At 68.8% G+C, this 24,311-nt stretch carries 21 protein-coding genes and 3 pseudogenes; 10 read left to right on the top strand and 14 right to left on the bottom strand.

Going from position 1 to position 24,311, the window contains the following annotated elements:
* Window positions 1–8: 8 nt before the first annotated feature.
* Entirely contained in the window at window positions 9–407 is a 399-nt protein-coding gene (locus ACZ5WC_RS23850; RefSeq protein WP_468542693.1) for an ArsR/SmtB family transcription factor, read from the bottom strand.
* An 11-nt stretch (window positions 408–418) separates the two neighbouring features.
* Complete coding sequence (locus ACZ5WC_RS23845; protein ID WP_468542692.1) at window positions 419–748, bottom strand: ArsR/SmtB family transcription factor; 330 nt, start codon at window positions 746–748, stop codon at window positions 419–421.
* Window positions 749–1,135: 387 nt separating this feature from the next.
* On the opposite strand from ACZ5WC_RS23845, the gene ACZ5WC_RS23840 reads away from it, so the two are divergent.
* Together ACZ5WC_RS23840 and ACZ5WC_RS23835 are read left to right on the top strand one after the other, a co-directional pair.
* The gene (locus ACZ5WC_RS23840; protein WP_468542691.1) at window positions 1,136–2,266 is read left to right on the top strand and encodes a permease; all 1,131 of its coding nucleotides are present in this window, start codon (window positions 1,136–1,138) and stop codon (window positions 2,264–2,266) included.
* A 125-nt stretch (window positions 2,267–2,391) separates the two neighbouring features.
* Window positions 2,392–2,904: a GNAT family N-acetyltransferase gene (locus ACZ5WC_RS23835; protein ID WP_468542690.1), complete on the top strand. Its 513-nt coding sequence runs from the start codon at window positions 2,392–2,394 to the stop codon at window positions 2,902–2,904.
* A 79-nt stretch (window positions 2,905–2,983) separates the two neighbouring features.
* On the opposite strand, the gene ACZ5WC_RS23830 is transcribed toward ACZ5WC_RS23835, so the two are convergent.
* Window positions 2,984–3,778 carry an S-methyl-5'-thioadenosine phosphorylase gene (locus tag ACZ5WC_RS23830; RefSeq protein WP_468542689.1) on the bottom strand — a complete coding sequence of 265 codons (795 nt, stop codon included), beginning with the start codon at window positions 3,776–3,778 and terminating at the stop codon, window positions 2,984–2,986.
* Between the two features lie 11 nt (window positions 3,779–3,789).
* On the opposite strand from ACZ5WC_RS23830, the gene ACZ5WC_RS23825 reads away from it, so the two are divergent.
* Window positions 3,790–4,416 (top strand): CBS domain-containing protein, encoded by a 627-nt coding sequence (locus ACZ5WC_RS23825; protein WP_468542716.1) that lies wholly within the window; start codon window positions 3,790–3,792, stop codon window positions 4,414–4,416.
* Between the two features lie 122 nt (window positions 4,417–4,538).
* Window positions 4,539–5,231 (top strand): response regulator, encoded by a 693-nt coding sequence (locus ACZ5WC_RS23820; protein WP_468542688.1) that lies wholly within the window; start codon window positions 4,539–4,541, stop codon window positions 5,229–5,231.
* Window positions 5,232–5,237: 6 nt separating this feature from the next.
* On the opposite strand, the gene ACZ5WC_RS23815 is transcribed toward ACZ5WC_RS23820, so the two are convergent.
* From ACZ5WC_RS23815 to ACZ5WC_RS23800, 4 genes and pseudogenes are all read right to left on the bottom strand, one after another.
* Window positions 5,238–6,974: a sensor histidine kinase gene (locus ACZ5WC_RS23815; protein ID WP_468542687.1), complete on the bottom strand. Its 1,737-nt coding sequence runs from the start codon at window positions 6,972–6,974 to the stop codon at window positions 5,238–5,240.
* Between the two features lie 29 nt (window positions 6,975–7,003).
* Window positions 7,004–7,447 (bottom strand): cation transporting ATPase C-terminal domain-containing protein, encoded by a 444-nt coding sequence (locus ACZ5WC_RS23810; RefSeq protein WP_468542715.1) that lies wholly within the window; start codon window positions 7,445–7,447, stop codon window positions 7,004–7,006.
* A 103-nt stretch (window positions 7,448–7,550) separates the two neighbouring features.
* A pseudogene (locus ACZ5WC_RS23805) lies at window positions 7,551–9,638 on the bottom strand (cation-translocating P-type ATPase); the annotation flags it as partial.
* 55 nt (window positions 9,639–9,693) lie between these two features.
* Window positions 9,694–9,912: a hypothetical protein gene (locus tag ACZ5WC_RS23800; RefSeq protein WP_468542686.1), complete on the bottom strand. Its 219-nt coding sequence runs from the start codon at window positions 9,910–9,912 to the stop codon at window positions 9,694–9,696.
* Between the two features lie 335 nt (window positions 9,913–10,247).
* Between ACZ5WC_RS23800 and ACZ5WC_RS23795 the strand changes: the two genes are divergently transcribed.
* Together ACZ5WC_RS23795 and ACZ5WC_RS23790 are read left to right on the top strand one after the other, a co-directional pair.
* Window positions 10,248–10,841, top strand: a complete 594-nt coding sequence (locus ACZ5WC_RS23795; RefSeq protein WP_468542685.1) for a CBS domain-containing protein — start codon at window positions 10,248–10,250, stop codon at window positions 10,839–10,841.
* 71 nt (window positions 10,842–10,912) lie between these two features.
* Complete coding sequence (locus tag ACZ5WC_RS23790; protein ID WP_468542684.1) at window positions 10,913–11,905, top strand: Acg family FMN-binding oxidoreductase; 993 nt, start codon at window positions 10,913–10,915, stop codon at window positions 11,903–11,905.
* Window positions 11,906–11,946: 41 nt separating this feature from the next.
* On the opposite strand, the gene ACZ5WC_RS23785 is transcribed toward ACZ5WC_RS23790, so the two are convergent.
* The 3 genes and pseudogenes from ACZ5WC_RS23785 to ACZ5WC_RS23775 form a co-directional block, all read right to left on the bottom strand.
* Window positions 11,947–14,373: a glycoside hydrolase family 65 protein gene (locus tag ACZ5WC_RS23785; protein WP_468542683.1), complete on the bottom strand. Its 2,427-nt coding sequence runs from the start codon at window positions 14,371–14,373 to the stop codon at window positions 11,947–11,949.
* Window positions 14,355–15,194, bottom strand: a complete 840-nt coding sequence (locus tag ACZ5WC_RS23780) for an HAD family hydrolase (protein WP_468542682.1) — start codon at window positions 15,192–15,194, stop codon at window positions 14,355–14,357. The genes ACZ5WC_RS23785 and ACZ5WC_RS23780 overlap by 19 nt, the downstream gene beginning before the upstream one ends.
* Window positions 15,181–16,225 (bottom strand): annotated as a pseudogene (locus ACZ5WC_RS23775) (zinc-dependent alcohol dehydrogenase family protein). The gene ACZ5WC_RS23780 and the pseudogene ACZ5WC_RS23775 overlap by 14 nt, the downstream one beginning before the upstream one ends.
* Window positions 16,226–16,401: 176 nt before the next feature.
* On the opposite strand from ACZ5WC_RS23775, the gene ACZ5WC_RS23770 reads away from it, so the two are divergent.
* Genes ACZ5WC_RS23770 through ACZ5WC_RS23760 form a run of 3 tightly spaced genes read left to right on the top strand, consistent with a single transcriptional unit; the run spans window position 16,402 to window position 19,790 of the window.
* The gene (locus ACZ5WC_RS23770) at window positions 16,402–17,829 is read left to right on the top strand and encodes an MBL fold metallo-hydrolase RNA specificity domain-containing protein (RefSeq protein WP_468542681.1); all 1,428 of its coding nucleotides are present in this window, start codon (window positions 16,402–16,404) and stop codon (window positions 17,827–17,829) included.
* A gap of 31 nt (window positions 17,830–17,860) precedes the next feature.
* On the top strand, window positions 17,861–18,355 hold the full coding sequence (locus tag ACZ5WC_RS23765) for a CBS domain-containing protein (RefSeq protein WP_468542680.1): 495 nt from the start codon (window positions 17,861–17,863) through the stop codon (window positions 18,353–18,355).
* Between the two features lie 52 nt (window positions 18,356–18,407).
* Window positions 18,408–19,790, top strand: coding sequence for a nicotinate phosphoribosyltransferase (locus ACZ5WC_RS23760; protein WP_468542679.1), 1,383 nt, complete (start codon window positions 18,408–18,410; stop codon window positions 19,788–19,790).
* Between the two features lie 309 nt (window positions 19,791–20,099).
* Here the strand turns inward: ACZ5WC_RS23760 and ACZ5WC_RS23755 are convergent.
* Window positions 20,100–20,459, bottom strand: a pseudogene (locus ACZ5WC_RS23755) (transposase family protein); the annotation flags it as partial.
* A 123-nt stretch (window positions 20,460–20,582) separates the two neighbouring features.
* Here ACZ5WC_RS23755 and ACZ5WC_RS23750 point away from each other — a divergent pair.
* The gene (locus ACZ5WC_RS23750) at window positions 20,583–20,945 is read left to right on the top strand and encodes a DUF1304 domain-containing protein (protein WP_468542678.1); all 363 of its coding nucleotides are present in this window, start codon (window positions 20,583–20,585) and stop codon (window positions 20,943–20,945) included.
* A 50-nt stretch (window positions 20,946–20,995) separates the two neighbouring features.
* Here ACZ5WC_RS23750 and ACZ5WC_RS23745 read toward each other — a convergent pair whose 3' ends face one another.
* From ACZ5WC_RS23745 to ppsA, 3 genes are read right to left on the bottom strand one after another with little or no spacing between them, the layout of a single operon-like run.
* A complete protein-coding gene (locus ACZ5WC_RS23745) occupies window positions 20,996–21,499 on the bottom strand; it encodes a flavodoxin domain-containing protein (protein WP_468542677.1) in 504 nt (167 codons plus the stop codon).
* Between the two features lie 5 nt (window positions 21,500–21,504).
* Window positions 21,505–22,110: a putative PEP-binding protein gene (locus ACZ5WC_RS23740; RefSeq protein WP_468542676.1), complete on the bottom strand. Its 606-nt coding sequence runs from the start codon at window positions 22,108–22,110 to the stop codon at window positions 21,505–21,507.
* Entirely contained in the window at window positions 22,061–23,911 is a 1,851-nt protein-coding gene (gene ppsA / locus ACZ5WC_RS23735) for a phosphoenolpyruvate synthase (protein WP_468542675.1), read from the bottom strand. The genes ACZ5WC_RS23740 and ppsA overlap by 50 nt, the downstream gene beginning before the upstream one ends.
* Window positions 23,912–24,311: the final 400 nt, after the last annotated feature.

The raw sequence follows: 24,311 nt of genomic DNA, 5'->3' as shown, positions 1-24,311 counted from the left end.
GCCAAACGTCAGGAGGCCCGGGACGCCAGGGAGGTCTCTTCTTCCTTGCCGGCCTTCTCGGTATCGGCGAGGAACGCGCCCAGCGAGGCCAGGACGCCGGGTGCGGGGCGGTAGTACACCCAGGTGCCGCGCCGCTCGGAGGTGAGCAGGCCCGCTTCCCGGAGCTTCTTCAGATGGTGGCTGACCGTGGGCTGGGAGACGCCCACGTCGGCTATGTCGCAGACACATGCCTCACCGTTGGGGTGTGAGGCCACTCTGGACAGGAGGCGGAGCCGGACGGGGTCGGCCAGCGCCTTGAACATCGCCGCCATGATCTCCGCGTCCCCTTCGGACAGCGCGGCGGTCACGATCGGCGGGCAGCAGGCAGTGGCGGCCGCACCGGATACGTGCGGGGTCGACTCAATCACGGGGCCGGTCCTCACGTCGAGGCCGCGGGACGACCCATGACGGCGTCGGCAGCACTGGGGAAGCAAGCCACGCAGGCCACGTTGATGGAGTAGAGCATCGAGGTCCCCTGGCGCTCGCGCAGGACGAACCGCACGTCCGCGAGCAGCTTCAGGTGGTGGGACACCGTCGACTGCCCGACGCCCATCCGGTCCACGATCTCTCCGACACTCATCGGCCCGGTCGCCAGCGCGAGGAGATTGAGGATCTGCACGCGGGTGGGGTCGGAGAGGGCCTTGAACCAGGTTGCGTAGGACTCGGCCGTGCTTCGGTCGATCAGCTGGGCATTCATCGCACCGCTCATGATTCATCGATGTTATTCGATGACCACCCGCGACGGCAAGGTTCATTCCGCACAGAGGGGACCCGTGGAGGCTCGTCGGCGCCTCATGCACGCCGGAAACCGCTGGCACGAGCGACTGTACAGACACCACACGGAAGGTGGCCGCATCGGTGCAACCTGGAAACAAGCTCCGCTCCCCGGCTGCCGCCACCGAAAGTGCGAGACGGACCCCTTCGGCACGACGAGGGGCATCGGATCCTCGCTGCCGGACATCTCTTTAATCGTCTATCATCGATCTTAGATAAAGGGAATGCGGATCGCGCCTCCCCGCGCGGCTCGCCACGTCCCCCGTATCCACCTTCACGGCGCCGCTCTCCTCATGTGTCTCCGTCTCAGAGAGGTTCACCCGTGGACGAATTGCGGGCCCTTGGCCTGTTCATCCTGTTCGAGGCGCTGCACTATCTCCCGTGGTTCCTGGTCGCCATCGTCCTGGGAATCGCCGTCCAGCGTCTGTCGATCGACGTCGTCGCGCGCCGCAGCTTCGCGCACGGGCGCAAGGGCGTCCTGGGCATCGCCGTCGTCACGGCCGTCGGAGCGTTCAGCCCGTTCTGCTCCTTCACCGTGATCCCGCTGATCCGTCGCTTCCTGATAGCCGGCGTCCCGCTCTCGGCCGTGATGGCGTTCTGGATCGCCTCTCCCTCCATGGACCCGGAGATCTACGCGCTCTCCGCCGCCCAGCTCGGGTTCCCCATCGCCACCACGCGTCTCATCGGCGCCCTGGTGCTGAGCTTCGGCGCGGGTCTCATCGTTCTCGCGCTCGAACGGCGCGGACGGTTCGCGGACCCGCTGATCGCCTCCGCCGAGGAGAAGGCACCCGCGAAGAGCTGCTCTCAGGAGGCGGTGACCGTGCCGGAGGGCGCGTGCTCGGCGGCGAAGGCGACCGTGCCCGAGACGGTGGCCGTCGGAGGCGGAAGCGGCGGCAGCGGTGGCAGTGCTGCTGGTGGGTACGGCGGTGCCGCTCAGGAGACCGAGCCCGCTCCTGCGGCCGGCGGCTGCTCCACCGCCGCGCGGAACGACGCGGACGACGACGGCACCCCGTGGCGCGTACTCGTGCGGCGCGACATCAAGAACCTCCACGCCGGCGAGATCCTGAAGGAGATCGTCAGCGACTCGTTGATCCTGGGCAAGTGGCTGCTCCTGGCGATCGTCCTTGAGGCCCTGATCGTCCGATACGTACCGACGGATGTCGTCTCGGGCATCCTCGGCACGGACGGCGCCCTCTCCGTGCTGGTCGCCGGACTCATCAGCGTTCCCCTCTACCTCAACGGCGTCGGTGCCATCCCGGTCGTCGAGGGCCTCCTGGACCAGGGGATGGTCGCGGCGGCCGGCGTCACCTTCGTCCTCGGCGGTGCCATCACGACGATCCCGGCCATGGTGGCCGTCAAGAGCGTCGTCAAGACGAAGGTCTTCGCCTTCTACCTCGGCGTGGGCCTCCTCGGAAGCATGGGTACCGGCCTCGTCGCGCTGCCCCTGCTCTGACCCAGTACTCCTCCCCCGCGCACGCTCCTGCGGCGGCCCCCGACGCCGCAGGAGCGTCGCCGTACCCGCTGGCGAACACCGTGCGTACCCTGTCCGGCGGGAGCGCACCGAGGCAAGGAGCACGCATGACCACACCCCCGCGCCCGGACGTCACCCTGGTCCCGATGACGGACGACCACGCGCCGGCCGTCATGGCGATCTACCAGCAGGGCATCGACGAGGGCAACGCCACGTTCGAGACCACCGCGCCGCCGTGGAGCGCGTTCGACACCGCCAAGCTCGCGGCGCACCGGCTCGTGGCGCTGGGTCAGCGGGGGCGGGTGGTGGGCTGGACAGCGGTGTCGCATGTCTCGACCCGGCCCGCGTACGCGGGGGTCGTCGAGCACTCCGTGTACGTCAGTCCCACGGCGCGCGGAACCGGCGTGGGGCGCACGCTTCTGGAGGCGTTGATCGTCTCTACGGAGAAGGCGGGGATCTGGACGATCCAGGCGGGCGTCTTTCCCGAGAACAGCGCGAGCCTCGCCCTGCACGAGTCCACCGGGTTCCGTGTCCTCGGTCGTCGGGAACGCGTGGCCCGCCATCACGGAGTCTGGCGCGACGTCCTGCTGGTGGAGCGCCGTAGCCCGGTCGTGGAATGACGATGCCGGTCACCGTGGTGACCGGCATCGGGCCGCAGGTTCGTGGTCGGTGCGGACCGTGCCCGCGCCGACCGCGGTGTCAGGGCAGCTCGAAGGGCAGATCCATGCCGTCGAGCGCCGCCGCACATCCGCAGCGCCTCTCCCGGTCCAGGACGGAGACCGTATGCAGGACCAGGTCCTTCAGACGTTCCACGTTCGCGCCGAAGACCCGGAAGACCTCGCCCTGGGAGACGCCCTCCCCTCGCCCCACGCCGGCGTCGTAGTCGGTGACGAGTGCGATGGAGGTGTAGCAGAGGGCGAGTTCGCGCGCGAGGACGGCTTCCGGGTGTCCGGTCATGTTGATCAATGACCAGCCGGCCGACGCGTACCACTGGGACTCCGCCCGGGTGGAGAACCGGGGCCCCTCGACGACCACCGTCACGCCGCCGTCGTGGACGTCGGCTCCGGCCTCACCCGCGGCCTTGAGCACGGCCGATCGCCTGCCGGCGCAGTACGGGTCGGCGAAGGAGACGTGCGCCGCGCCGTGGTCGACGTAGGTCTGGACACGGCCCGCGGTGCGGTCGACGAGCTGGTCGGGAAGGATGACGCTGCCAGGACCGAGGGAGCGGCGCAGCGAGCCGACGGCGCAGGGCGCGAGGACCTGCCGTACCCCCAGCGAGCGCAGGGCCCACATGTTGGCGCGGTAGTTGATGCGGTGCGGGGGGAGTTCGTGGTGGCTGGCAAGGGGTTCGGCGAGTCCGGCGGCGGCGCACTTGAGGGCGCCGACCTCGCCACGAGCGATCGGCTCTCGACGACGCGGGCCCGGCATCTCGTTCGAGGACGTCACCGTGAACCGCGCGTACTTCGAGGAATTCCGCACTTGCGAGGGAGCCACATGCCAACTCTATTACCAGGGTTCTTAGTTGGCCTCAGCTTGCCAAGCCATCGCGCGACCCCGTCGCAGTGGGCAGCCATGCCTCGTACCGACAGGTGGTGGAGCCTATGGCGGAGTCGAAGGTCAGTGCGCTGCCGGTACTCGCGGGCGAAGGACGTGTCGTCGGAGTGGTCTCGGAAGCGGATCTGCTTCCCAAGGAAACGTTTCGCGAGGGTGGTCCGCCTGCCGCCGCGCAACTCGACGAAGCTTTCCAGGCCGCTGCGGTGCTGGTGGAGGACCTCATGTCCGGCCCGGCCGTCACCGTGCATTCGGACCCGCCTATCGCCGAGGCAGCCCGCATCATGGCGCGCAAGCGCGTCAAACGTCTCCCCGTGGTCAACTCCGAAGGCCTGCTGGAAGGAGTTGTCAGCCGAGGCGATTGGCTCAAGGTCTTCCTCAGACCGGATGAGGACCTCCTCGCCGAGATCAGAAGTGAGGCACTCGAACCGATCTCACCACCGTCGGCTCTCGACGCCACGGTGAAGGAAGGCGTGGTCACTCCGAGGGGCTCTCTGGCGGACCGTTCCATGGTGCCGATCCTGGCCAACGCCGTTCGGGCGGTCGAAGGAGTGGTGGACGTACGCATGGATCTTGGGTAGCCGCATTCCCCGCTCGGCTGTATGACCTCGAAGGGCCGGTCCACCACATGCACCCGGACCGACACTCCTGGGACAATGCCCAGGAGGGGCGCAGCAGACGCATCCGATAGCAAGGACCGCAGATGGGCGATACACCGACTGCCACCGACACCGCCGTGACGCGCATTTTTCTGCTGGACGACCACGAGGTCGTTCGCCGCGGGATACGGGACCTGCTGGAGGCCGAGCAGGATCTCGTCGTCGTCGGCGAGGCATCGACGGCTGATCAAGCCCTGGCCCGCGGGCCGGCGCTGCGACCCGACGTAGCGGTGCTCGACGTCAGGCTGCCCGACGGGAACGGCATCACTGTCTGCCGGGAACTGCGGTCACGCATGCCCGACCTCGCGTGCCTGATACTCACCTCGTTCGACGACGAGGACGCCCTTCTCGACGCCATCATGGCGGGCGCGGCCGGATACGTGCTCAAGCAGATCAACGGTTCGGACCTGGTATCGGCCGTACGTACCGTGGCATCGGGTCGGTCGATGCTCGACCCGTCGACCACGGCCAGGCTCATGCGGTCCCTGCGCGAGGCCGAGGCAGATTCGCCGCCGGAGGACGAGAGCCTCGCCGTCCTCTCCGAGCGCGAGCGTTCCGTTCTCGATCTCATCGGCGAGGGACTGACCAACCGGCAGATCGCCAAGCGGCTCTATCTGTCGGAGAAGACAGTAAAGAACCACATTTCCCGCCTGCTCGGGAAACTCGGGGTCGAACGCCGGGTGCAGGCAGCCGTCATTGCGGCCGAGGTCCGGGAGCATCAGCAGCACGAGCGGTGAGTGCGCTCACTTCGAAATCCGGTCAGGTGCGGCCGGGGCAACAGGTACCCGCCATTCCAGCACTGTGCCTCTGCGCGGATGCGGCTTCGCGCGGAGGGACAGAGTGCCTCCCAGCCGCTCGGCCCGTTCTGTGAGGTTGCGCATGCCGCCGCGCCTACCGCCTTCGGACGCACGCAGACCGACCCCGTCATCGCTCGTCGTCACGGTGAGAACGCCGTCGTCGGCGATGACCGAGACCTCGGCCCGACAGGCCCGTGCGTGTCGGGCGACATTACTGAGAGCCTCGCCGACAACCGCGACCGCGTGATCGGCCACCACCCGGGGGACATCGGTGTCGATCAACCCCTCCATGCGGAGGGCGGGCGTGAATCCGAGCGCGGGCGTGGCAGCGTCCACCGCCTGGACTACTCGGGAACGGAGTTTCGGCCCCTGGCTCGGTGTCTCGTGCTCCCTGAGGCCGAAAATGGTGGTACGGATGATCTTGATGGTGGTGTCCAGATCGTCGATGGCACGGCCCAGCCGCTCGGCCGCTTCCGGGTGCTCCACCAAGGGACGGGCGCTCCGCAGCGTCATTCCGGTGGCGAACAGCCGTTGAATGGCCAAGTCGTGCAGATCTCGGGCGATCCGCTCACGATCGGCCAGCAGGCTCATCCGCTCGGAGTCGCTGCGGTGGTCGGCCAGTTCGAGCGCCAGGGCTGCCTGCCCGGCGAATCCGGGCAACGCAGTGATCTCCGCGCTCACGAACGCCGCCCTGTTCCGGACACGCGCGAGGATCATGACTCCGCTCAGCCGTTCCTTGGTCCCCAGCGTGACAGCCACTGCGGGTCCGAAACCCTCCCACCGCTCACGTTGCACCTGCACCCGTGGGTCGCTGCTGACATCCGCCACCGTGACCAGGCCGTCCTCAGCGAGCGCTACCGCGGCAAGCGTGCCCCGACTGCTCGCGAGGACCACGCCCCGATGGCACTCGGCCCTCTCCCCGAGAGCCAGCGAGCCTGTCATCTTCCCGTCCGTGCCAATGAGGTAGAAGACCCCAAGGTCCGCCCCCGCTATGTCGACAGCCTGTTCCAGCATGTCTTCGAGAACTTCCGACTCGGCCTCACCGGAGAGCAAGGCACGGGTGAGGTCGGAACTGGCGGCGAGCCATCGCTCTCTGATCCGTCTCTCTTCGTAGAGGCGGGCGTTCTCGATGGCTATTCCGGCTGCGACGGCCAGGGTCGAGACCACGGCTTCGTCCTCCGCGTCGAAATCATCCGCCCCACGCTTCTCCGTGAGATAAAGGTTGCCGAACACTTCGTCGCGCACGCGGACAGGCACTCCCAGGAAGGAGTGCATCGGCGGATGGTGGGGTGGGAATCCCGCCGAGGCCGGATGGTCGGAGAGCTCGGGCAATCTCAGAGGTTCCGGGTGTCTCATCAGCTCGCCCAGGAGCCCGTGTCCTGTGGGGAGGCCGCCGATCTGTTGCCGCGTCCCCTCGTCGATGCCGATCGGAAGGAACTCGGCGAGTTTCTGGTCGCTCCCCACCACTCCGAGGGCTCCGTATTCGGCGTCGACGAGGCAGACCGCGGATTCGACGATGTCGCGCAACACCTGGGGCAGAGCGAGTTCCCGCCCCACCGACATGACAGCATCGAGCAGGCCGTTCAACCGGTCCCTGGCCCCCCGGACCTGGTCGACGTGCACCTGAGGCTCGTCGAGCCTCAGCCGCGGAAGCCGGTGATCGTCGTTGCCGACACCGCCCATGAAGCACCTCCGACGGCCGCGAGAGCGACTCACGCGCGTGAACCCGGTGCGGTTCCAATCCAACGCCCGGACTCGATCGCCTCATGTCGGGCATGGTCGGCTCCGCGCTCGTGGAGGTGACGGGGATTCCCGGAACGGAAGGTGGCACGTGCGAGCCTGGCCGCAAGGAATCCGGCCGGGGCGCAGGCAGTGGCCAGGCCGGCGGCTCTCCACCCCAAGGGCTCGGTGTCCAGTACGGCGCCCAGGGGCGGGAAGTAGAGAGCAGCCGCCGCCAGCAGGGCGGAGGCCAGGACGGAGGCCAGGAGGAAAGGGTTGTCCAACGTCATCGGCCGGTCCCGGAGGCCGATGACCACTCCCAGCTGGGCGGCGAGAAGGGCCAGGAAGAGCACGCTCTGCCACGGCAGGTCCCATGCCTGAGCTGTCAGTGCGGCACTGAGACTGACCACGGTGACGACAGCTGCTGTCAGCAGCAACTGTTGCCAGGCGCCCCCTCCAAGAATGTGCTGGTCCGCGCGACGCGGGGGGGCGATGCATCACACCTGGGGAGGCCGGCTCCGCTCCCATGGCCACGCCGGTCAGCCCGTGGGTCAGGAGGTTGATCCAGAGGATCTGTCCGGCGCGCAGGGGCAGGGGGAGGCCCAGGAGCGGGCCGATCAGCATGACGAGAATCTCCGCCGCACCGCCCGCCATACCGTAGACGAGGAAGCGCCGGATGTTGTCGAAGACCCTGCGTCCCTCTTCGATCGCGGCAACCACGGTCGACAGTTCGTCGTCCGTGAGCACCAGGTCCGCCGCTTGGCGGGCGACTTCGGTGCCCCGGCCGCCCATGGCTATGCCGATGTCGGCTTGGTGGAGGGCCGGACCGTCGTTCACGCCGTCGCCGGTCATCGCGGTGATAGCGCCGCGGGCGCGCCAGGCGGCTACGATGTCGAGCTTCTGTTGCGGATCAGTCCTGGCGAACACCCGCACCGCCGTGAGGTCGGGAACGCGGCCCGCGGCCACGTCCTTTCCGGTGACGACGTGGTCGGCGGTCGCGTTCGGTCCGAGCAGTTCGACGCGGTCGGCCACGGCGCTCGCTGTGGCGGGATGGTCACCGGTGACGAGTATCGGTGTGATGCCCGCGGCCCTGCACGAAGCCAGCGTGGCAGCCGCGTGTGGTTTCGGTGGGTCACTCAATGCCACGAGGCCCAGCAGCCTCAGGCCTGACTCACCGGCTGCGGCCGGCCGGGGCGTCTCCTGACGCAGGCCCGATGCGACAGCCAGCACGCGATAGCCACCCGCCGCGAACCGTGCCGCTTCCGCACGAGCGAGACGTAGCGTCTCCGGGGAGTCGGTGAGGACCGTCGCGGCAAGGACGGCCTCGGGAGCGCCCTTCAGGCATACCAGAACGCCGCCGGAAGGCACCGCGTGGATGGTGGTCATCCTCCTGCGGTGGCTGTCGAACGGTGCTTCCGCGATTCTGGGGTGGGTGGATGCCAGCTCCGTGAGGCCCGGGCACCCCACCTTGATGGCTGCCGTGAGGAGAGCGCCCTCCATGGGGTCGCCGATGGCCTCCCAGCGGCTGTCGGGGGACGCAGAAGACGGGGGCCGTAGGGCGGCGTCGTTGCACAGGGCCGCCGCTGTGAGCACTTCCTTTACCGCATGCCGTGCCGCGGGACCCACAGGCCGACCTTCGGTCAGGACGTCCCCCTCCGGTTCGTAGCCGACCCCGTGGAGTTCGACGGTGGTCAGGGGTGTCCAGACGTGCTGCACGACCATGCGCCCCTCGGTCAGCGTGCCGGTCTTGTCGGTGGCGAGCACGGAGACCGAGCCGAGCGTCTCCACCGCGGGCAGCCGACGCACCAGCGCATGGCGGGCTGCCATACGCCGGGCACCGAGAGCCAGGGCGAGGGTGACGACGGCGGGGAGTGATTCCGGCACCGCGGCGACAGCGAGACTGATGGCGGTCACCGCCATGGTTCCCAGGGGCAGCCCCCGTACGAGTCCCTGTGCGAGAACCAGGGCACACAGGACCAGCGTCACAGCCGCGAGCACACGTCCCAGGGAGGCGAGCCTCAGCTGAAGAGGCGTGGGCCGACGACGGTCGTCGAGAAGGGCGGCGATGCGGCCGAGGGCGGCGGCTCTTCCGGTGGCGGTGACGGTCGCGACCCCCCTGCCACGGACGACGACCGTTCCGGCGTGCAGCGACGCGGCCGCGTCCTTGTCCACGGGTACGGACTCTCCGGTGAGCATGGATTCGTCGACGAGCAGCGCTGCCGCTTCGTCGGTCGCGGCGTCGGCAGCGATGATGTCCCCCTCTGCCAGCAGGAGAACGTCTCCGGGCACGACGGTGGCGGCCGGGACGTCACGGTCCGCATCTTCTCTGCGGACCCGGGCGTGTGGCGCGGAGAGCGCCGACAGGGCCGCCACGGCGTTGTCGGCTCTTATCTCCTGAGCCACACCCACGGTGGTGTTGACCACGATGACGAGTCCGATGACCACGGAATCGACGTGATCACCGATCGCCAGCGTGAGGGCGACGGCTGCGACCAGCACCGTCATCAGCGGGTCCCGGAGCTGTGCGAGCACTCTCGTGTACAGCGGGCGCGTCTTCCGGACGGCGACTTCGTTCCGTCCCACCTCGGCGAGTCGACGGGCAGCCTCGTCCTGGGTGAGTCCCGGCATCCGACGGCGAGGCCCGGTGCCTGTCTCACCCTCCGCAGGAAGCGTCACGGTCGGCTCACAGGGCGGGGACCGTGGTGACGGGGCAGTGGGCCCGGTGCAGGTGCGGGGCGTCATCGACGTGCTGGGTGCCGTGCCGGGGAGGCACCGAGGGGGCGAGGCGAAGGTGAAGTCCACGGAGGCGAGCCTCGTCGGCACGCCGGGCGACGGCCGGATGCCGGTCACCGCGAGGGTCGACACCCACCACGATCTCCTGACGGATCTCTGCGCTGTGCATAGCGTGCTCCGATGCTCGTCTCCGTGGCAATGGGCGCCGCCTGGAGCCTCCCCGGAGGGTGCTCTGCGCACCGAATGCGGTGGCGCTGTTCCAGGTTGCCACTCGGTCTTCTTCTCGAAAGGGGCCGCAGGGGGCAAGCCGGGGCCCGAAGGGCCCATACCCGCGGTCGCCCGCAGCGGAGGAAGCGCGCAGGTGGATCCGATCGGCCTCTGGACGGGACCGTTCGGCCCCTGCGCCTGGTACGGGCGATGTCGGAAGGTGGTATCGGAAGCGCTTTGCACAGTGGGGAGAAGTGGAGGCGCAGCAGGATGCGGCATCTCCGGACAGGTGACCTGATGACGGACGAAGTGGTCACGGTCGAGTGCTCGACGCCATCAGCGGAGGCCGCCGGGCTGCTCGCCCGGCATGCCATCAACGGCGTCCCGGTGGTGGGTGAGGACGACCACGTCGTGGGGATGGTCTCGTCGAGTGATTTGCTCAGTCGTCGGGCCCCCACGGTCGGCGGAGTCATGTCGTCTCCGGCTGTCACCGTCTACGCCGAGCAGACAGTGGCAGAGGCAGCCCGGCTCATGGCCCGGCAAGGCTGCGAGCGGCTCCCCGTCATCGATGACGAGGAGCGCTTGGTCGGCATGGTGACCAGACGTGACCTCCTGGGCTTCTTCCTCCGTCCTGACGCCGAGGTGGAGCTCCGGATCCGGGACGACGTACTCAGCGGTGTCCTGCGCCTTCAGGCCGATGCCGTCCAGGTCCACGTGCTCGACGGTGTTGTGGTCCTGGCCGGCCGACTGCCGCATCGGGGCCTGATCCGTACCGCCCTCGCCCTCACCTCTCGAACGGAAGGAGTCGTCGCCGTCGTGAACCGCATCTCGGTACAGCCCGACGACACGTCTTCGCCGCAGAAGCCGGACGCTGCTTCCTGGCCCACCTGAAATGTGCTCCGGCGCAGGCTTCTCCGAGCACGTGCCCATGAAGGCGATGACCGACAGGAGACAGGAAGACCATGCTGACGATCGAGCAACGCATCACCTCAGTCGTCCCTTCGCTCGTCGAGGAGGCCGTGACCGCGCCGTCCATGCACAACGCGCAACCCTGGAAATTCGCCCACCGCTCCGGAACGCGCCTCCTCTCGCTGTTCGGCGATCCGGATCGTGCGCTGCCCGTCGGCGACCCGGACAACCGTGGTCTGCACATCGGATGCGGGGCGGCGCTGCTGAACCTACGAGTGGCTGCCGCACACCGTGGCTGGACCACCGTTGCCCATCTCCTGCCCGACCGTCGCGACCCGTGGCGTCTCGCCGACATCATGCTGGAGGAGTCCGAAACCACGGATCATCTGCTGGCGGACCTGCACCCTGCCGTGCGGCTCCGGCACACCAGCCGCTGTCCGTTCTCGGACGAGCCGATTCCTCGCGAGATCCTGGACGAGTTGAGCGCGGCCGCACTCCTGGAAGGGGCGCGGCTGATCATTCCCGGAGCCTGGCACGCAGGCGCCGTCCTGGACCTGGTGCACGACGCGGAACTCTACGAATCCGCCAACGCCGCCATGAGGGCCGAAATCGTCACCTGGTCCCGCACGGGCAAGGCCGGGGAGGGCCCGAATACCGAGGGCGTCCCCTCGTACGCTTTCGGCCCGCGCCAGCACGGAGTGACGGCCCCTGTGCGGGACTTCGACGTGCCCCTGGGCTCACAGGACCGGGCGTCCGCCACTTTCGAGGAGCGGTCGCAGATCGCCTTGCTGGGGACGGAGGCAGATCTTGCCGAGGACTGGCTCAGGGCGGGACAGGCCATGGAGCGCGTGCTCCTTCAGGCCACGCTCGACGGACTCGCGACCTCCGTGATCTCGCAGCCGCTGGAATGGCCTGAGCTTCGGCACCTCACACGTGACCCGAACTCCAGGATGGGCTTCGTACAAATGATCCTTCGGTTCGGATACGGTCCGTCGGGCTCGGTCACGCCCAGACGACCGGTCACGGAGGTCCTGGACATCGCCTGACACCGAGCACGCAGCCCCGCTGGTCCAGCGGGGCTGTGTGCTCACTTCCTGGATTTCTGCGGAGGCAGACGAAACCAGTGCTCCCTCCCCGGCGGCACAGCCACTTTTCTGCCCTTTGGAAGCAGCACCACGAGTGCGCCCTGCGGCGAGGGCGGCACAGTGATGCCGATGCGTCCCGGGAGCAGCCGGAGCCGCACCCCGCTGTGGCCCCGGAAGCACAGAGTGAAGGAGAAACGAGGTATTTCTCTGAGTGCCACGGGATCGATGCGCAGGCCCTGCTCCCCGGGTTCCAGCCCGGTGATGCCTCTCTCGACCAGATCAAGTGTTCCCGCCATGGCACCCAGGTGGATGCCCTCACCGGTCGTGCCGCCCTGGATGTCGGTCACATCGCTGAGGAGTGCCTCCGCCACGTACTTCCAGGCGTCCGGGCCCTTCTGACGTGCGAGCACCCAGCCGTGCACCAGGCTGCTGAGTGTCGATCCGTGACTGGTGCGCGGAAGGTAGTAGGCGACAGTCCGGCTCCAGATCTCGTCGTCGATCCGGTAGCCGAGACGGTCGAAGAGAGCGGTCAGTTCGGCGGGACGGAAGAGATGGCCGAGCATGAGAGCATCGGCTTGCTTGGACGCCTGGTAGTTGTTGACCGAGTCGCCCTCCGCCTCCAGGATCCGGTCCAGCCTGCGGATGTCGGGGTAAAGGTGGCGATAGCGCTCCCAGTCGAGTTCCTCCAGATCCCCGTAACCCTCGAACTGGCTCAGCACGCCGTGATGAAAGGGCACGTACAAGCGGCGGGAGACGTCGTCCCAGCGCGCGTGCTCCTCCGTGTCGATCGCCAGTCGCTCCGCGAGCTCCTCGCGCCGGGCATCGGGCAGTACGTCGAAGACCTCCAGGGCCCGGGTAAGGACCCATGCGGCCACCGCGTTGGTGTAGGCGTTGTCGTCGATGCCCGGCCGGTCCGCGCCCGGATACGCGTCGTGGTACTCGTCGGGACCGACGACCCCCCGCAGCCGGTAGCGGCCGCGGCCGGGGTCGAAGGCCGCCGCGCTCGCCCAGTACCGGGCCACCTCCAGCAGGATGTCCGCCCCGGCCGAGTGAAGGAACCCCGGATCACCCGCTGCCTGTGCGTACCGCCAGGCATTGAGTGCCACTGCGGATCCCACATGGCGCTGGAGGTGGGAATGGTCCGGCAGCCACCGGCCGGAAGCGGGGTTGAGGTGCATCGCCTGGGTCTCCTCGCGGCCGGAACCGGCACTCTGCCACGGGTACATGGCTCCACGCGCCCCGGTACGCCGGGCGGCAGCTCGGGCTGCGGGCAGTCGCCGATGCCGGTACATCAGCATCGCTCGGGCCACTTCGGGGAAATGGAGAGTGAGATACGGCAGTACGAAGAGTTCGTCCCAGAACACATGGCCCCGGTACGCCTCTCCGTGCAGCCCACGGGCCGGCACCCCGACGTCGAGCTCCGCCGTATGCGGCGACAGGGTCTGCAGCAGATGGAACAGGTGCAGGCGCAGTATGTGGCCGCTCTGCCCGGGCACGTCCAGCTCAGCCTGGTTCCACATGCGTTGCCAGGCAGACCTGTGCGAGCGGAGCAGTCGGCCGAAGACCGGGGCGTGGGCGAGGCTCTCCAGGGCTGCGGCGAGCGGGTCACCGGCGGGGCGGTCGAGGGAGGTGTGCAGGGCGACCGTCTTGGTGACCGTCACCGAGTTTCCGGGGGAAACCGGGAGAACGAACCGCTGCACGGCAGCCCGCGCGGCGTGGACGTATTCGGCAGGTCGTACTGGGCTGGAGGTCGTGCGGACGGCGAGAGCGAGGTGGACCGCCGATTGGACGGTCCGGCAGGTGAGCCAGGCGACTCCCCCGGGCTCCGCTCCTTTGCGATGCTCGGTGAGATGCTGTCCGTCGAGGTCACCGTATCGCTCCACTCCGGCATTGGTGACGGTGCCGTCGAGAATCGACTCGACCTCGATTCGGCCGCTCCAGCCGTAGGCTCTGAACGCGCTGCGTTGAGCGGCGAGCCAGGGGTTTCCCATATGGACGAACCTCTGGTGGGTGACGCGCAGACCGCGTCCTGCTGCGTCTCGGTAGAGCAGGCGGCGGGTGAGGACTCCGGCTCGTAGGTCCAGATGGGTGGTGGAGCGTCTCAGATCGGCGGAGTCGGGCGTGAGCCATTCCCCGGGTGGTCCGTCTTCGGACAGACAGCGGTAGCGCAGCAGGGTCCAGTTCGGGAGGTTGACCAGGTCTTCGTTCTCGACCGTCCGCCCGGCGACGGTGGATGTGAGGCGGTCGTAGCAGCCGGCCAGGTAGGTGCCCGGGTAGTGCGCGTCGTCGGCCGCGCACTCCGGAGCGCTGCCGCGCGTGGCGAACCTGCCGTTGCCGACGGTACAGAGGGACTCGACCAGCCGTTCCGTGTGCGGATCGTAGGCTGAGTAGTTCCAGCTCCAGGCGTCGTTCACGGCCTTTCCGCCCATGCCTTCACCTCGTCGAGGAGAGCGGTGAGGTCGGGCGTCACGAGGTCCGCGCCCCTGGTACGCAACGCGGCCGACCTGTCGGCGTCCGCCGTCCGGTCCAGCCCGACGACGAGCCCGAAGCCTCCACGACGGGCCGCCGCGACCCCGGCCTCCGCGTCCTCGACGACCGCGGCTTGCGACGGGCGCAGTCCCAGCCGGGAAGCGGCCTCCAGGAACAGTGCGGGGTTCGGCTTGCTGGGAAGCCTGAGCCGTGCGACGTCCCTGCCGTCGACCACGGTGTCGAAGAAGGCGAGAATTCCTGCCGCTTCCAGCAGGGCACCGGCATGCCGTGACGCGGAGGCTGCGGCGCACCGAACTCCCCCGGCGCGAAGGGACCGCAGTACGGGGGCCGCATCGTCGAACACGGGAACGGCCCGGGTCGAGAGCATGTGGGTGAAGGCCTCTTCCTTGCCGGTGGCGACCGCCCAGATGCTGGTGCAGCCGGGTGGGTCGTCCGGTGCGCCCAGTGGCAGCACGATGCCGCGGTCCTCCAGGAAGGCGCGGGCTCCGTCAAGCCGTGCTTTGCCGTCCACGAGGCGTCGGTACTCCGCGTTCGCGTCGAAGGGAGGCTGCCGCGGGTCGCCGGGCCTCAGCTTCCCGATGCAGCGGTCGAACGCGACTTTCCAGGCAGCGGCGTGAAGGGACGCGGAATCGAGCAGTACACCGTCGGTGTCGAAGACGACGCCGTGTGTGCCGGGCGCGACACCGGATCCGGCCCCTGTGCCCGCCTGCCCGGAGGGAGACGCCGGGACGTCAGGAACCGGTGGGTCACCGCGGGGCATGGAGTGCGACCTTCAGGGCTCCGGTGTCCTGCCGCCCGGGAGAACACGTCGTACGCCTCCTCCATCTCCCCCAGTTCGAAACGGTGCGTGACCAACTCGGCCGACGGCAGCCTTCCGTTCGCCAGCATCCGCAGCAGCATGGGAGTCGACGAGGTGTCCACCAGGCCCGTGGTGATGGTGACGTCCTTGATCCAGAGATCTTCCAGATGGAGGGTGGCAGGTTTGCCGTGCACGCCGATGTTGGCGACCCTGCCGCCGGGCCGGACCATCCGGGTGCACGTCTCGAAGGTCTCCGGTACGCCGACCGCTTCCATGACCACGTCGGCCCCCAGGCCGTCCGTCAGATCCGCGACGAGTTGCTGCGGCTCCTCGTCGGCACGGACGGTGGCTTCGGCACCGAGGGACCGGGCCGCGTCCAGCCGGGCGTCGGCGAGGTCGACGGCGATGACCCGCTCCGGCGAATAGAGGCGGGAGGTGGCGACGGCGGCCAGGCCGATCGGCCCCGCGCCGACCACGACGACGGTGTCACCCGGGCTGACGCCGCCGTTGCGGACGCCGACCTCGTAAGCGGTCGGAAAGATGTCCGCCAGAAGGACGGCGTCGACGCTGTCGACGGCATTGGGCAGCGGATGGACCGAGAGGTCGGCGAACGGCACGCGCACGTATTCCGCCTGGGTTCCGTCGATGGTGTGCCCGAGCACCCAGCCACCTCCGCCCCGGCACTGTCCGTAGCGGGCCTCCCGGCAGAAGCGGCACCTCCCGCAGGCGGAGATGCAGGAGACCAGCACCCGGTCCCCCGGCCGTACGGTGCGCACGTCACCGCCGGCCTCCACCACCGTGCCCACCGCTTCGTGGCCCAGTACCCGCCCCGGGGTCACCTCGGGTACATCACCCTTGACTATGTGCAGGTCGGTGCCGCAGATGGTGACCGCGTCGACGCGCACGATGACATCTGCGGCGTCCTCGATGCCCGGGTCGGGAACATCCCGCCATGTGGTGCGGCCTGGCTCCTGGAAGACGAGCGCCTTCATGACATGGCCTTTTTCCTGTCCGTAGTCCCGCGAGATTCGCCACCAGACTGACTCCACGGACCAGTGCTCCGCATGGGCCGGTCGGTCCCCATGAGGGCCCCCGGCGGGCCCCTGCCGATCGGGGGAACCGGTGGGAAAGTGGGAGTGCGCCCGCATCAACGGCAAGGGGGTACTTCATGTCCCGGCCGACACCGCCGCCGGTCCTCCCGGCCTCCCGTGCGGCTCTGCTCACGTTCCTCGGCGCCACGGGGACCGTGACCGGCAGCAAGTTCCTGGTCGAGAGCGACCACACCCGCATCCTGGTGGACTGCGGCCTCTTCCAGGGTTTCGCCGATCTGCGGCGCCGCAACTGGGAGAAGTTCGCCAGGCCCCCCACCGACCTCCACGCCGTCGTGGTCACCCACGCGCACGTGGATCACTGCGGGTATCTCCCCCGCCTGGTCCGGCAGGGCTTCCGCGGCCCGATCCTCATGAGCGCCGACACGGCGCGGCTCGCCGAGATCGTCCTACGGGACAGTGCACGGCTCCAGATGGAATCGGCCCAGCACGCGAACACCCACGGCTGGTCCAAGCACCGCCCCGCCAAGCCGCTGTACGACGACGCCGACGTGGAGAAGACGCTGAGCTTCTTCGACCCCGTGCCGGTCGGCAGCGAGGTCGAGATCATGGCGGGCACCCGGCTGACACTGCGTCGCGCAGGCCACATCCTTGGCTCCGCCTGGGCCCGTCTCACCCTGGAGGACGGTCACACACTGGCGGTGTCCGGCGACCTGGGTCGCCCGGGTCACCCGCTGCTGCTTCCCCCGGAACCGTTCTCGGGTGCCGACGTACTGCTGGTGGAAAGCACCTACGGCGACCGTCGCCACGCCCCGGCCGAGAGCCGCGCCGCCTTCGCCTCCACGATCGGACGCACCCTCGCGCGAGGCGGCACCGTGGTCATCCCGGCCTTCGCCATCGACCGGACCGAGGTCGTCCTCCACGAACTGGTCGAGCTGCGCGTCGCCGGCGTCCTGCCCGCATCGGTACCCGTGTACGTCGACAGCCCCATGGCCCTCGCAGCCCTGGACGTCTACCGGCAAGCGGTGCGTGACCGGTCACCGGAGCTCAGGCCGGACATCCTGGACCAGGGCGCGGGAGCCCTGAGTCCCGACCCGTTCCTGGCGGCCCGGACGGTCCAGGAGTCCATCGCGATCAACAGTACGCACGGGCCGTGCGTCATCGTCTCCTCAGCCGGGATGGCCACCGGCGGCCGGGTCCTGCACCACCTGCGCCGGCTGCTGCCCGACCCGCGGAACACCGTCGTCGTCGTCGGCTTCGCCGCGGCCGGAACTCGCGCCAGAGACCTTGTGGACGGTGCCCCCGCTCTCAAGATGTTCGGTGAGTACATCCCCGTCCGCGCTGAGGTGGCCGATGTTCCACACTTCTCGGCGCACGCCGACGGGAGTCAGATCCTCGACTGGCTGCGCGGCGCCCCGCCCCCGCACACGACGTACGTGGTGCACGGCGAGCCGTCGGCGGCTGCGACGCTACGCACCCGCATCTCCGACGAGCTCGGCTGGACGGCCGTCGTCCCACGCTCGGGAGAAGCCGTGCTGGTCCGATGACCGGTTCCGAGAAACGGCCCCGGCCTCACGCATGCACGCCGCCGACCCGCTGCCGAAGGAGGAGTTCCACGAGCGGCGTCCCGGCCTCGTGGAGCAGATGCGCCGTCCGGACGCGACGGCCAAGGCAGCGTCCTTGTCCGCCGAGGACCTGATGGCCCGGCCGGCCCTGACCATCGGCCCGGACGCACCGCTGCCGCAGGCCGCCCGACTGATGGCGACCCGCGGAGTGAAGCGCCTGCCGGTCGTCGAGGGGGGCGTCCTCAAAGGCGTCGTCAGCAGGTCGGACCTGCTCAAAGTCTTCCTCAGGCCTGATGCCGAGCTCGCCGAGGAGGTACGGGAGCAGGTGGTCGCGCGGCTCTTCCCTGTGTCTCGGGAGAAAGTGACCGTTCAGGTCGATACGGGCGTTGTGACGATGTCGGGTGTGGTGAGGGAAGCAGGCCTGCTCCCGGTGGCAACCCGTCTGGCACGGGCTGTCGAAGGAGTGGTCGACGTACGGTGCGAGCTGACCGCTTCCGAAACCGGATAACCGGCACCCGAGCCGCCGTGCACGCCGCTCGTGGACGGCGCATGCTCGAAGTATGTCCCGGGTGACCACGACAGATCTGTACGAGGTCACGATGGCACTGTCCTATGTGCGTGAAGGCATGCGGGCACCTGCCACGTTCAGCCTCTTCGCGAGACGTCTGCCCCCCGGACGGGGATTCCTCGTCGCGGCGGGACTCGAACCCACACTCGACTACCTCTCCGGGTGGCGGGTCGAGAAGTCGGACACGGATGAGTTCGCTCAGGTACTGCACCTGCCGCCCGAGGATCTCGCACCGCTGCGAGGACTGGCTTTCGACGGCCAGGTCCGTGCTGTTCCCGAGGGGCGGCTGGTCTTCGCCGGAGAGCCCTTGCTGGAGGTCACAGCCCCGCTGCCCCAGGCCCAGTTGGTGGAGACGTACCTCTTGTCGTTGATCTGCCATCAGACAGCGGTCGCTGCCAAGGCCGGACGGTGCGTCCTCGCGGCAGCGGGGCGTCCACTCGTCGATTTCTCCCTGCGCCGGTGCCACGGCCCGGAAGCGGGCTCCCAGGCCGCCCGGCTGTGCGCCGTGGTGGGCTTCGCGGGTACGAGCAACGTCGCCACCGCGGCCCGGTACGGCATCGACGCGTCCGGCACGATGGCCCACTCGTACATTGAGTGCTTCCCTTCCGAGGAACAGGCCTTCCAGGCCTTCGCCCGGACGCACCGAGGGCCCCTGACGTTCCTGGTCGACACGTACGACACCGACCGGGGAGTCGCCATTGCCGCCCAGGTGCTTTCCGACCTGGCGCGCGGCCCGGGGTGCGGCATCCGGCTGGACAGCGGCGATCTCGGGCTCCTGGCCTACCGGGCCCGCGAGACGCTCGACGCGGCCGGGCTGCGTGACGTGCGGATCATCGCGAGCGGAGGGCTGGACGAGTACGCGGTCGACGCCCTGGTGCGCGACGGAGCGCCCATCGACGTCTTCGCCCTGGGCACACGCGTCGGCGTCGCCGCCGACGCGCCCTATCTCGATGCGGCGTACAAGCTGGTCGAGTACGACGGCACACCGGTCATGAAGCTCTCCTCGGCCAAGGTCACCGCTCCCGCGCCCAAGCAGGTCTTCCGTGGACCGGGAGTCCGGGACGTGATCGGCCTGGAAACCGAAGAACCACCCGAGGGAACGGAGCCACTGCTGCGGACGGTCATGCGTGATGGGTTGCGGACCGGCCCGCCCGATGATCTCGGCACGGCTCGTGCACGGTTCGAAGCGGACCTCGGTGAACTGCCGCCGGACGCCCGGCGCATCGAGGGGCCCGTGCCGCCGACCCCCCGGCATTCGGCACGGCTGGAGAAGGTCACCGCACAGGTGCGGGAGCGGCTGGCATCACGGGGGTCTCATGGCCGACCGGAGGAGCGGACCGGGCCGACCCGCTCTGCCGATCCCGCGTCCGGCTGACTGTGACGCCTACGTGCACCTCGCGTCTCGTCCGTTCCCCAGACGAGCATGGGGAAGGTGGCCACGAGCGCAACGACGTCCCACGGCAGCGCAGCCGTGCCGAACAGGTCCTGTAGCGGCGGTGGCACCGTTGTCGCCGGCCACGAGGAGCACCCGGATACCGGCGTCGCGGCAACGGCACACGGCCTCGGCAACCTCCGTACGCAGCGGATCGTGGAGCCCGACCGGTCCAGACGAGTAGTTCCGATGTGTTCAGTGGTCGCATGCGGTCAGCGACCGCAGGACCGAGGCGCCGCTCTTGTGGTTGTGTCAGATGGCCGCGGCCAAGGCGAGGATGCGCTGGGCGACGCGGACGGCGACGCCCTCGAAGGTACGCCCGCCGCGCGGTTCCCGGTCGAGTCGGCCTTTCAGTGTGTCGTTGACCGACTCGATCAGCTGCCGCGCCGACCTCAGCGGGGACTCGCCCTTGCGGCGTCTCTCCCGCTTGAACGGGAGGCGGAGCAACTCCGCTCCTTGGAGAACGCGATCGGCTTCGAACTCCCCGGAGTCGAAGCCCTTGTCCGCGATCAGCCGTAGACCGGGCCTCTCGGCCGCCGGATCGGGCTCGCGGTCCGGCCTTGCGGCCCGTACTTCGCGCTCGTCGATCTTCGGATCGGCCAGGGCCCGGTTTCCAGGCGAACTGCCGGGTCCGGTGCCGTCGAGCCGTTTTGATCACACGGATCGGCTGTGCCGGGAATCCACCGGCCACGATGTGCGCGAGGGGCTGCCGTGCGGTGACGTAACGTGTCCGGCATGTCTGTTGTCGCCACCGTCGCCGTTGTTGCGCTCGCCCTCCTGCACGTCTACATCCTGGTTCTGGAAATGTTCCTGTGGACCGGCCCCCGTGCCAGGGCCGCTTTCGGCACGACAGAGGAGTTCGCGACCTCAACCAAGGCGATGGCCGCCAACCAGGGCCTGTACAACGGATTCCTGGCAGCCGGACTCCTGTGGGGCGCTTTCGCCTCCGACCCCGTCGGCTTCCCGGTACGGATCTTCTTCCTGGCCTGCGTCGCTGTCGCCGGTCTGTACGGCGCCGCGACAGCATCCCGCAAGATCCTCTTCGTGCAGACCGTGCCCGCCCTTGCTGTACTCACCCTGGTACTCCTGTCGCGCTGAGACACATGCCGCCCGCCTCCTTGCTCGCGACAGCCCTGGCACTCGACCGGTCAGGAGGACGAGGCGAGTTGGGATGCGATGTGGTGGGCCCACCGGTGGATGCGTTCCGGGTTCCGGAAGTCACCGCCCGTCCCGTGCCGGACCAGACTGTGGGCGATCCGGCCCGGAGTCTCCGCCGTGAGAGCTCCGCCGAACGTGATGTGCTCCCGTGCACCGAGACGCTGCATCCAGCGGGCAACCCCGCGTACCGGCGCGATGTCCCGCCGTTCAGCCGAATCGTCGACCGGCCCACTGCTGAAGAGCCAGACGGGCAGCTGCCTCAGCTGCCCCGCATGACGTCGGGCGCACCGGCGGGCATCGAGGTGCCAGCGTCCTGCGTAGACAGCGCCACCGAGAATCACGGCGTCATAGCCGCTCATGTCGTCGACACGGTCGGCGGCCATGACTACCGCGTCGAAGCCGTCGGAGCCTAGCGCCTCTGCCAACTCCTCGGCGATCCCCTGTGTGGCTCCGTGCTTGCTTCCGTAGGCGATCAGCACACGTGTGTTGTGCATGTCATTCACCTTGCTCCTGGGTGGACATCCCCGTCTCTCCGAAGGCCCTCGGCGCGCGCCACATGTCCCTTCACCGCGGCGAAGCTGTCCGGAGCCACAGAGATCGAGTCGATGCCGGCCCTCACGAGGAACTCGGTGAAGGCGGGATCGTCACTGGGCCGCTGACCGCACAGACCGACAGAGCGTCCGGCCTCATGGGCTCCGGCCACCAAACGCTGGATGCTGCGCGTGACCGCCGGGTCGTTCTCGTCAAACAGATGGGCGAGTGCTTCCGAGTCCCGGTCGACGCCGAGCGTCAGCTGGGTCAGGTCGTTGCTTCCGATGGAGAAGCCGTCGAACCGTTCGCCGAACTCCCGGACAAGGATGATGTTGGAGGGTATCTCCGCCATGACGTAGACCTCCAGCCCGTTCTGTCCGCGCCTGAGGCCCTGCTCGCCCATCACATCAAGCACCAGGTCGGCCTCGCCGGGCGTCCGGCAGAACGGAATCATGACGACGACGTTGGTGAGACCCAGGTCGTCGCGGACCCGGCGAAGGGCACGGCACTCCAAGGCGAATCCCTCACGGTAGCCATCGCTGTAATAGCGGCTGGCGCCTCGCCAGCCGATCATCGGGTTCGTCTCGTCGGGCTCGAAGGCGCGGCCCCCCCAGCAGCCGCGCGTACTCGTTGGTCTTGAAGTCGCTGGTACGCACCACTACGGGGTCGGGCCAGCGTGATACGGCAATCCGGGCGATACCTTGGGAAAGCCGGTCGACGAAGAACGCCCCCCGATCCGGGTATCCCTCGGTGAGTCGCTCGATGCCGCGGCGGTCATCCGCGTCGAGCTTCTCCGGGTGAAGCAGCGCCATGGGGTGGGCCTTCACCTGATGGGCAACGATGAACTCCAGCCGGGCGAGCCCTACGCCGTCGGCCGGCAGGCGCCACCACCGCAGGGCGGCGGACGGGTCGGCGAGATTGAGCATGATGCGCGTACGCGTCTTCGGGACGGTCGAGAGATCGGTTTCGCGCTCCTCGTAGGGGAGCAGGCCGTCGTAGACGCGTCCGCGATCTCCTTCCGCGCAGGACACCGTGACGTCCCTTGCCTGTCGCAGGACGCGCGTCGCGCTGCCTGTGCCGATGACGGCGGGGACTCCGAGCTCCCGGCTGACGATGGCCGCATGGGACGTGCGTCCGCCGTGATCGGTGATGATCGCCGAGGCGCGCTTCATCACGGGCTCCCAGTCCGGGTCGGTGAGGCCGGTGACCAGGACGCCGCCCTCGGGAAAGGCCGCCCGGGCGACCGGGGCGGTCAGCGGTACGACCGGACCCTGTCCGATCGCCTCACCGACGGCTGTCCCTTCGATCAGTGGCCGCCCGGGGTTCTCCGTCAGTCGGCATTCCCGGATCGCGGTAATGCGTCGGCGGGACTGAACGGTCTCGGGGCGGGCCTGGACGATCGCGAGCTCCCCGGTAACCCCGTCCTTGGCCCATTCCAGGTCCATCGGGCAGCCGTAGTGCTCCTCGACAGCTCCGGCCCAGCCGGCGAGGGTACGGACGTCGTCGTCGCCGAGCACCCGCCGTACGCGTTCGCCCGGGAGCGTGTCCACGGTGCGGGTGAGTCCGGTCTCCGCGTACACGGTCTTGCGCTGTTTGGCGCCCACCCGCACATCGATCAGCGGGTTCAGGGAGGAATCCCCGAGGCTGGGCTTGAAGACGGTGTACTCGTCGGGGTCCACCTGTCCGCTCACCACCGTCTCGCCGAGTCCCCATGCCGCGCTGACCACGATCACGTCGGGGAACCCGGTCTCGGGGTCCAAGGTGAAGATCACTCCCGCGCCGGCCCGATCCGCGCGGACCATGACCTGCACACCCACCGACAGCGCGACGGACAAGTGGTCGAAGCCCATGCGTTCCCGGTAGTCGATGGCCCGGTCGGTGAAGAGCGAGGCGAAACAGCGATGGCAGGATTCGAGCAGTTGTTCAGGTCCACGCACATTGAGGTACGTGTCCTGCTGACCGGCGAAACTGGCCTCGGGCAGGTCCTCGGCGGTGGCACTGCTGCGCACGGCGACGGGGGGATTCTCGCCACCCGTGCGGCGAGCGAGATCCTCGTAGGCGGTGACGATTTCGCCCGGGAGCGATGTGGGCAGTGGTTCGCGGAGTATCAGCACGCGGATGGCCCGACCCACTTTCTCCAGCGGGGCGCCGCCGTGCAGACGCGCGATCTGATCCTCGATGGAGGCACGCAAGCCGTGCGCGGCCAGTAGTTCCTCGTACGCCTGAGCAGTCGTGGCGAATCCCGGTGGGATGCGCACACCTGCGGCGCCGAGGTGTGCGGTCAGCTCACCGAGCGAGGCGTTCTTCCCGCCCACGCTCCCGATGTCCTGTCGGCCGAGCTCTGTGAACGGAATGACGTGGCGCCGAGATGCCATGGCGGTCTCCGTAGGTTCGCGTAAGCGGTCAGCGAGGCGAAAGCGCCCGAAGGGGGCGTGCGCGGGCTCTGGGCCTGCCCCGCAGGTGCAGATTCACTCTTGATTGCCCGTGCCCCGTACTCAGGGGGACGGTCTCGACGGGGCAGTGCCCGTGATGCAGAACGGTATGACTGACCCGGCCGAGCGCCGGTCCGAGTCCGAGCAGGTGTCGTCGGCTGCCCGGAACCATGAGATCTGTGTGCTTCGAGGACTCCCGGGACGCTGGTCCCCGTCTCGACGTGGTGGGTGACCGTGAGGTCGGGATAGACCTCCCGAATCCGCACGGCCATCGCCGACACCTCGTGCACCTGCTGCCCGGCAACTTCGCCGAGGCTGTCGGGCATGGTGGTGCCGCGCCGAC

This window comes from Streptomyces sp. NPDC033165 (assembly GCF_055577965.1).
The sequence above is the reverse complement of the archived record's forward strand: the minus strand, read 5'-3'. Positions and strand labels throughout refer to the sequence as shown.

What these genes read in the sequence shown, in the direction of transcription:
- ACZ5WC_RS23845 (WP_468542692.1), bottom strand. Translation starts at nt 748, where the DNA reads ATGAGCGGTGCGATGAATGCCCAGCTGATCGACCGAAGCACGGCCGAG.
- ACZ5WC_RS23835 (WP_468542690.1), top strand. Translation starts at nt 2,392, where the DNA reads ATGACCACACCCCCGCGCCCGGACGTCACCCTGGTCCCGATGACGGAC.
- ACZ5WC_RS23820 (WP_468542688.1), top strand. Translation starts at nt 4,539, where the DNA reads ATGGGCGATACACCGACTGCCACCGACACCGCCGTGACGCGCATTTTT.
- ACZ5WC_RS23815 (WP_468542687.1), bottom strand. Translation starts at nt 6,974, where the DNA reads ATGGGCGGTGTCGGCAACGACGATCACCGGCTTCCGCGGCTGAGGCTC.
- ACZ5WC_RS23800 (WP_468542686.1), bottom strand. Translation starts at nt 9,912, where the DNA reads ATGCACAGCGCAGAGATCCGTCAGGAGATCGTGGTGGGTGTCGACCCT.
- ACZ5WC_RS23795 (WP_468542685.1), top strand. Translation starts at nt 10,248, where the DNA reads ATGACGGACGAAGTGGTCACGGTCGAGTGCTCGACGCCATCAGCGGAG.
- ACZ5WC_RS23790 (WP_468542684.1), top strand. Translation starts at nt 10,913, where the DNA reads ATGCTGACGATCGAGCAACGCATCACCTCAGTCGTCCCTTCGCTCGTC.
- ACZ5WC_RS23785 (WP_468542683.1), bottom strand. Translation starts at nt 14,373, where the DNA reads ATGGGCGGAAAGGCCGTGAACGACGCCTGGAGCTGGAACTACTCAGCC.
- ACZ5WC_RS23780 (WP_468542682.1), bottom strand. Translation starts at nt 15,194, where the DNA reads ATGCCCCGCGGTGACCCACCGGTTCCTGACGTCCCGGCGTCTCCCTCC.
- ACZ5WC_RS23770 (WP_468542681.1), top strand. Translation starts at nt 16,402, where the DNA reads ATGTCCCGGCCGACACCGCCGCCGGTCCTCCCGGCCTCCCGTGCGGCT.
- ACZ5WC_RS23765 (WP_468542680.1), top strand. Translation starts at nt 17,861, where the DNA reads ATGCACGCCGCCGACCCGCTGCCGAAGGAGGAGTTCCACGAGCGGCGT.
- ACZ5WC_RS23760 (WP_468542679.1), top strand. Translation starts at nt 18,408, where the DNA reads ATGTCCCGGGTGACCACGACAGATCTGTACGAGGTCACGATGGCACTG.
- ACZ5WC_RS23750 (WP_468542678.1), top strand. Translation starts at nt 20,583, where the DNA reads ATGTCTGTTGTCGCCACCGTCGCCGTTGTTGCGCTCGCCCTCCTGCAC.
- ACZ5WC_RS23745 (WP_468542677.1), bottom strand. Translation starts at nt 21,499, where the DNA reads ATGCACAACACACGTGTGCTGATCGCCTACGGAAGCAAGCACGGAGCC.
- ACZ5WC_RS23740 (WP_468542676.1), bottom strand. Translation starts at nt 22,110, where the DNA reads ATGATCGGCTGGCGAGGCGCCAGCCGCTATTACAGCGATGGCTACCGT.
- ppsA (WP_468542675.1), bottom strand. Translation starts at nt 23,911, where the DNA reads ATGGCATCTCGGCGCCACGTCATTCCGTTCACAGAGCTCGGCCGACAG.